This is a genomic window from Pseudomonas sp. ZL2, from assembly GCF_054788455.1.
Map to the genome: position 1 here is coordinate 34,079 of NZ_JBGOGX010000018.1, position 7,169 is coordinate 41,247.

The window sequence follows — 7,169 nt, forward strand, 5'->3', positions numbered from 1 at the left end:
TCAACCGCGTGGCAGCCTGATCTTGAACTGCGCGCCACCCAGCGCCGACTGCCCCACCGTCAGCGTGCCACCCTGGCCTTCAATGGCCCGGCGGCTGATCGCCAGGCCCAGGCCGAAGCCGCCGGTGGTGCGGTCGCGGCTGCGGTCCAGGCGGTAGAACGGCTGGAAGATCAGCTCGCGCTGGTCGTGGGGGATGCCGATGCCGTTATCCTCCACGGTCAGCAGGCAATGGCCCTGGGGGTCGAGGCTCAGGCGCAGGAGGATCTGCCCGTCGCAGTAGCGCATGGCGTTGCGCACCAGGTTCTGTAAAGCGCGGGCGGTCAGGCGCGGGTCGAGGATGAAACGCGGCAGGTTGTCGTCGGCGCGCACCTGCCACTCGATGCCGCGGCCATCGAGTTCCTCGGCAAAGCTGCCGAGGATGCTGTCGACCAGTTCCAGCAGCGACACCTCGACCCGCTCGCGGGCCTGATCGACGTTCTGCAGGCGGCTGTAGGACAGCAGTTCAAGCACCAGTTCATCCAGCTCGCGCACATGCCCGACCAGTTCCAGCAGGCGCTTGCGGCAGTTCGGCGGCACCTCGTCGAACAGCAGCACCAGGCCGAAGTCCAGGCGGGTCAGTGGCGTGCGCAGTTCATGGGACACGGCATTGAGCAGCTCGCGCTGCTGGGTCAGCAGGCGCTCGACGTCCTGGGCCATGGTGTCGAACACCTGGGCCAGTTCGCCGATGTTCGAGCGCGGCGGAATATGGGTGCGCTCCGACAACTGGCCCTGGCCCAGGCGTCGGGCGGTTTCCTTGAGCCGTTCGAGGTCGCGCCAGTGCGGCCAGACCCAGAACAGCAGGCAACCGAGCAGGGCGGCGCCAATCAGGACGGTCACTACCCAGGACAGCAGGCTGATGTCCAGCGGGTCGGGCGGGTTGCTCAGCTCCACCAGCCAGGTGTCGTCCAGCGGCGCCAGGGCGGTTTCGTAATAGCCCCAATCCCCCAGGCGCACGACGTTCTGGCCGGCGTTGAGACGGTCACGCTCCTCGTACGACAGGCCGATCTGATCCTGGCGGCGCAACTCGATCTGCAGCGGAGCGAAATCCGCCGCCAGCTCCCTGGCCTTGGCCGGCCATTCACTGGGCGGCACCTGCTCGAACTGCTTGACGATCAACCGCTGCACGCCCCGCGCCTGGTCGAGGTTGTAGGCGATGAAGCGCTGGTGAAAGGCGCCGACGATGGCATCCGGGATCAGGAAGATCGCCCCGGCATAGGCAACGATGGTGATCAGGTACAGGCGGATGAGGATCTTCAGCATGGGCCGCTAGAACTCCCACTCGACGCGGCTGAACAAGTAGCCCTTGCCCCACACGGTCTTGATCTTGCGCGCTTCGCCGGCGCTGTCGTCAAACTTGCGCCGCAACTTGGAAATCGCCACGTCCACCGAGCGGTCGGTGCCGTTGAACTCGATGCCGCGCAATTGCTGGAGGATGCGGTCGCGGCTGAGCACCACGCCGGCATTGCGCGCCAGCACCACCAGCAGGTTGAACTCGCCGCTGGACAGCTCCACCGGCTGTTCGCGCCAGAACACGTTGCGCTCGGCCAGGTCGATGCGCAGGCCTCCGACCACGATCAGGTCGCTCTCAAGTCGCGGTTCGTTGATGCAACTGCGGCGCAGCAAGGTGCGCACCCGGGCCAGCAGCACCCGCGGCTCGCAAGGTTTGGTCACGTAGTCGTCGGCGCCCATTTCCAGGCCCAGCACCTGGTCGTGGCTGTCATCGCGGGCGGTCAGCATCAGGATCGGCAGGGCCTGGGACTCGGCGCGCAGCAAGCGGCATACCTGCAGGCCATCGAGGCCCGGCAGCATCAGGTCGAGGATCACCAGGTCCGGCTTGTTGCGCCGGGCTTCGGCCAGGACATGATCGCCACGGGCAATCACGCTGACGCTGAAGTCGTTGCGCTGCAGGTAGCTGGCGATCAGTTCGGACAGGGCGCAGTCATCTTCGACCAGGAGAATATTGGGCATGGGTAGTTTGACAGGCTGGGAAAGTCAGGCAGGATATAAGAGCTCAAGCGCTCGCTGGGTAAAGCTTCACACTTTTTTACATATGGCCTACACAGCTTAACTGTTGCCCGTCGGTCGCCTGCCTTAGCATTGCCGGGTCATTTTCGGAAGATCCGCATGTCCAGTACAAGTCCCGTCCGTCTGCGCGCCCTGGTGCCGCTGTTGTTGATCACCTTCGCCCTGAGCGCCTGCGACGATAAATCGCCTGCCGAAGAAAAGGCCCCGCCAAGCGCAGTCAAGGTCGAGACCGTGCGCGTCCAGCCGCTGGCGATCACCACCGAGCTCAATGGCCGCATCCTGGCCCCACGGACCGCCGAGGTGCGCGCGCGGGTCGCAGGCGTGGTGCTCAAGCGCGTGTACCGTGAAGGCAGCGACGTCAAACAGGGCGATGTGCTGTTTCGCATCGACCCGGCGCCGTTCCAGGCCGACTTCGACAGCGCCCGCGCAAGCCTGGCCCGCGCCGAAGCCACGCTGTTCCAGGCCCGCTTGCAGGACCAGCGCTATCGCGAACTGATCGGTATCAATGCGATCAGCCGCCAGGACCATGACAACGCCCGCGCCGCCTTCCTGCAGGCCGACGCCGATGTCGCCGCGGCCAAGGCCGCCCTGGAGCGGGCCAAGCTCAACCTGGGCTACGCCACCGTCACCGCGCCGATTTCCGGACGCATCGGCCGTGCCCTGGTCACCGAAGGCGCCCTGGTGGGGCAGAACGAAACCACGCCGCTGGCAACCATCCAGCAACTGGACCCGATCCATGCCGACGTTACCCAGTCGACCCGCGAGCTCAATGCCCTGCGCCGCGCCTTGCGTGCAGGTGAGCTGCAGCAGGTGGGCCAGGACCAGGCCAGCGCAACGCTGATCCAGGACGACGGCACCCCCTACCCGCTGCCGGGCAAGCTGTTGTTCTCGGACATCAGCGTCGACCCGAGCACCGGGCAGATCACCCTGCGCAGCGAGTTCCCCAACCCGGACCTCGACCTGTTGCCGGGCAGCTTCATCCGCGTGCGCCTGGAGCAGGCGGTCAAGCAGCAAGGCATCAGTGTGCCGCAGCGGGCCATCCTGCGTGACAGCGCCGGCAATCCGAAGGTAATGCTGGTGGATGCCGAACAACGCATCAGCGAGCGTTCGGTGGTCCTGGGCAGCGTGCAGGAAGACCGCTGGATCGTCAGCGACGGCCTGGCCCCCGGTGACCGGGTGGTGGTCGAAGGCCTGCAGCACATCAGCGCCGGCGACCAGGTAGAGGTCGATAACGCGGGCAAGGACGCCCTCCCCATCGTTCAGTCCAACGGCCAGTGAGGGCCTGATTCATGCCGCAGTTTTTCATTGACCGCCCGGTCTTCGCCTGGGTGGTCGCCTTGTTCATCCTGCTTGCCGGCGCCCTGGCCATCCCGCAGTTGCCGGTGGCCCAGTACCCCGATGTGGCGCCGCCGCAGGTGGAAATCTACGCCGTGTACCCGGGCGCCTCGGCGCAGACCATCGACGACAGCGTGGTCAGCCTGATCGAGGAAGAGCTCAACGGTGCCGACAACCTGCTCTACTTCAGCTCGCAAAGCAGCCTGGGCAGCGCCACCATCACCGCCACCTTCGAGCCGGGCACCAACCCGGACCTGGCCCAGGTCGACGTGCAGAACCGCCTGAAAGTGGTCGAGTCGCGCCTGCCGCGCCCGGTCACCCAGCAAGGCCTGCAGGTGGAGAAAGTCTCCACCGGTTTCCTGCTGATGGTGACCCTCACCGCCATGGACGGCAGCCTCGACGAAGTGACCCTGAGCGACTTTCTCGCCCGGAACGTGATGAACGAGATCCGCCGCCTCAAGGGTGTCGGCAAGGCGCAGCTGTATGGTTCGGAACGGGCCATGCGCATCTGGATCGACCCGGCCAAGCTGATTGGCTTCAACCTGACCCCGGATGACGTCAACGACGCGATCGCGGCGCAGAACGCCCAGGTGGCGCCAGGCAGCATTGGCGATCTGCCGGGTACCGGCACTCAGGAAATCACCGCCAACGTGGTGATCAAGGGCCAGTTGAGCACCGTGCAGGAGTTCAAGGACATCGTCCTGCGCGCCAACCCGGATGGCTCGACCGTGACCATCGGCGATGTCGCCCGGGTCGAGATCGGCAGCCAGGAATACCAGTACGGCACCCGCCTCAACGGCAAGCCGACCAGCGCCTTCAGCGTGCAGCTGTCGCCCGGTGCCAACGCCATGGAAACCGCGACCCTGGTGCAAGCCAAGCTCAACGAGCTGTCGCGCTACCTGCCGCCGGGGGCCAAGTTCGACATCCCCTACGACACCTCGCCGTTCGTCAAGGTCTCGATCCAGCAGGTCATCACCACCCTGCTCGAAGCCATGGCCCTGGTGTTCGCGGTGATGTTCCTGTTCCTGCAGAACATCCGCTACACCCTGATCCCGACCCTGGTGGTGCCGGTGGCGCTGATGGGGACCTTCGCGGTGATGCTCTCGCTGGGCTTCTCGGTCAACGTGCTGACCCTGTTCGGCATGGTCCTGGCCATCGGTATCCTGGTCGACGACGCCATCGTCGTGGTGGAGAACGTCGAGCGGATCATGAGCGAGGAAGGCCTGGCGCCGCGCGAGGCGACGAAAAAGGCCATGAGCCAGATCAGCGGCGCCATCGTCGGCATCACCCTGGTGCTGGTGGCGGTGTTCCTGCCGATGGCCTTCATGAAAGGCTCGGTGGGGGTGATCTACCAGCAGTTCTCGGTGTCGATGGCGGTGTCGATCCTGTTCTCGGCGTTCCTCGCCCTGAGCCTGACCCCGGCCCTGTGCGCGACCCTGCTCAAGCCGATCGCCAAGGGCTCGCACCACGAGAAAACCGGCTTCTTCGGCTGGTTCAACCGCCGCTTCGAAAGCCTGACCAACGGCTACCAGCGCTGGGTCATCCAGGCGCTCAAGCGCAGCGGCCGCTATCTGCTGGTGTACGTGGTGCTGGTAGCCGGGCTGGTGTACGGCTTCAGCCAGCTGCCCTCCTCGTTCCTGCCCACCGAAGACCAGGGTTACACCATTACCGACATCCAGCTGCCGCCGGGGGCCAGCCGTGCCCGCACCGAACAGGTGGCAGCGCAGATCGAGGCGCATAACGCTACGGAACCTGGCGTCGGCAACAGCACCCTGATTCTCGGTTTCAGCTTCTCTGGCAACGGCCAGAACGCGGCGCTGGCGTTCACCACCCTCAAGGACTGGTCCGAGCGCGGTAGCGATGACAGCGCCCAGTCCATTGCCGACCGCGCCAACGCCGCCTTCAGCCAGCTCAAGGACGCCATCGCCTACTCGGTGCTGCCACCGCCGGTGGATGGCCTGGGTACCTCCAGCGGTTTCGAGTTCCGCCTGCAGGACCGTGGTGGCCTCGGCCACGCCGGCCTGATGGCTGCGCGTGACCAGTTGCTCGCCGCCGCCGAAAAGAGCCCGGTGCTGGTCAACGTACGCGAAAGCGCCCTGGCCGAAAGCCCGCAGGTGCAGCTGGAAGTCGACCGCAAACAGGCCAACGCCCTGGGCGTATCGTTTGCCGATATCGGCAACGTGCTCAACACCGCGGTAGGCTCCAACTACGTCAACGACTTCCCCAACCAGGGGCGCATGCAGCGCGTGGTGGTGCAGGCCGAAGGCGACCAGCGCAGCCAGGTCGACGACCTGTTGAAGATTCACGTGCGCAACAGCAACGGCAAGATGGTGCCCCTGTCGGCGTTCGTCCAGGCCAAGTGGATCACCGGCCCCGTGCAACTGACCCGCTATAACGGCTACCCGGCCATTGCCGTGTCGGGCGAGCCGGCACCGGGCCACAGCTCCGGTGAGGCGATGAACGAGATCCAGCGCCTGGTCGATCAACTGCCTCAGGGCATGGGCCTGGAATGGACCGGATTGTCGCTGCAGGAGCGCCTGTCCGGGGCTCAGGCGCCGATCCTCATGGGCCTGTCGCTGCTGGTGGTGTTCCTGTGCCTCGCGGCGCTGTACGAGAGCTGGTCGATCCCGACCTCGGTACTGCTGGTGGTGCCGCTGGGCGTGCTTGGCGCGGTGATTGCGGTCAGCCTGCGCGGGATGCCCAACGATGTGTTCTTCAAGGTCGGCCTGATCACCCTGATCGGTCTGTCGGCGAAGAACGCCATCCTCATCATCGAGTTCGCCAAGAGCCTGGTCGATGAAGGCCACGACCTGGTCGACGCCACCGTGAAGGCCGCGCGTTTGCGCTTGCGGCCGATCGTCATGACCTCGCTGGCGTTCATTCTCGGCGTGGTGCCCCTGGCGATTGCCAGCGGTGCCAGCTCGGCCAGCCAGCAGGCAATCGGTACCGGGGTGATCGGCGGCATGCTCAGCGCCACCCTGGCGGTGGTGTTCGTGCCGGTGTTCTTTGTCGTGGTGATGCGCCTGACCGGCAAGCGCCGGGCCAGGGGCCAGACGCCTGCGCCAGTGGCCAGCGACAGCTGATCTGGACAGACCGCGGCGTGCATGGGAAGGTGATCGGCTGATACCGCCAGGAACCCTGACCATGCCCGCCGCCCCTCCCCCCTGCTCCATCCTCATCCTTGCCGGTGGCCGCGGCCAGCGCATGGGCGGCCAGGACAAGGGCCTGCTCGACTGGCAGGGCCAACCGCTGATCGCCCACATCCACGCCGTGGTGCGGCCCCTGACCGACGACCTGATCATTTCCTGCAACCGCAACCAGGACCGCTACCGGCCCTATGCCGACCAGTTGGTGGGGGATGCCGAAGCGGACTTTCCCGGGCCCCTGGCCGGGGTATTGGCGGGGCTGGCGGTGGCACGGCATGACTGGCTGCTGGTGCTGGCCTGTGACGCGCCGTTGATCGACAGTGCGTTGATACTCGAGCTGATGAGCCTGGCCAATGACCAGCAGCAACCGGCGATGGTTCGCCAGGGTGGTTACTGGCAGCCGATGTTCAGCCTGATTCCCCGTGCCTTGCGCGCTGATTTTCAGCAGGCCTGGGCTGATGGGGATCGGGGCGTGCAGCGCACCTTGCGCCAGCATCCGGTGCGGGCGCTGGAGTGCGCCGAGGGAGACCCGCGCCTGAGCAATTTCAATACTCCGGAGTTTTTGCGCAACTAGTCATCGCGGGGCAAGCCCGCTCCCACAGAGGTTGTGTGGTCCTGTGGGAG

Annotated in this window: 5 protein-coding genes; 3 read left to right on the forward strand and 2 right to left on the reverse strand. The window is 65.9% G+C overall.

Features of this window, described 5'->3' with window-relative positions; genetic code table 11:
- Complete coding sequence (locus tag ABM562_RS14750) at positions 1–1,299, reverse strand: ATP-binding protein (protein WP_115086480.1); 1,299 nt, start codon at positions 1,297–1,299, stop codon at positions 1–3.
- Positions 1,300–1,305: 6 nt separating this feature from the next.
- Complete coding sequence (locus ABM562_RS14755; RefSeq protein WP_115086479.1) at positions 1,306–2,007, reverse strand: response regulator; 702 nt, start codon at positions 2,005–2,007, stop codon at positions 1,306–1,308.
- Between the two features lie 156 nt (positions 2,008–2,163).
- Here ABM562_RS14755 and ABM562_RS14760 point away from each other — a divergent pair, with 156 nt between their 5' ends.
- The 3 genes from ABM562_RS14760 (at position 2,164) to mobA (ending at position 7,119) form a co-directional block, all read left to right on the forward strand.
- Positions 2,164–3,342, forward strand: a complete 1,179-nt coding sequence (locus ABM562_RS14760) for an efflux RND transporter periplasmic adaptor subunit (RefSeq protein ID WP_134062490.1) — start codon at positions 2,164–2,166, stop codon at positions 3,340–3,342.
- 11 nt (positions 3,343–3,353) lie between these two features.
- A complete protein-coding gene (locus tag ABM562_RS14765) occupies positions 3,354–6,482 on the forward strand; it encodes an efflux RND transporter permease subunit (protein WP_115086477.1) in 3,129 nt (1,042 codons plus the stop codon).
- A 61-nt stretch (positions 6,483–6,543) separates the two neighbouring features.
- On the forward strand, positions 6,544–7,119 hold the full coding sequence (gene mobA / locus ABM562_RS14770) for a molybdenum cofactor guanylyltransferase MobA (protein WP_115086476.1): 576 nt from the start codon (positions 6,544–6,546) through the stop codon (positions 7,117–7,119).
- The last annotated feature ends 50 nt before the right edge of the window (positions 7,120–7,169 follow it).

Excerpts from the sequence above, each read along its gene's own strand:
- ABM562_RS14760 (WP_134062490.1), top strand. The coding sequence starts at position 2,164 with ATGTCCAGTACAAGTCCCGTCCGTCTGCGCGCCCTGGTGCCGCTGTTG.
- mobA (WP_115086476.1), top strand. The coding sequence starts at position 6,544 with ATGCCCGCCGCCCCTCCCCCCTGCTCCATCCTCATCCTTGCCGGTGGC.
- ABM562_RS14750 (WP_115086480.1), bottom strand. The coding sequence starts at position 1,299 with ATGCTGAAGATCCTCATCCGCCTGTACCTGATCACCATCGTTGCCTAT.
- ABM562_RS14755 (WP_115086479.1), bottom strand. The coding sequence starts at position 2,007 with ATGCCCAATATTCTCCTGGTCGAAGATGACTGCGCCCTGTCCGAACTG.
- ABM562_RS14765 (WP_115086477.1), top strand. The coding sequence starts at position 3,354 with ATGCCGCAGTTTTTCATTGACCGCCCGGTCTTCGCCTGGGTGGTCGCC.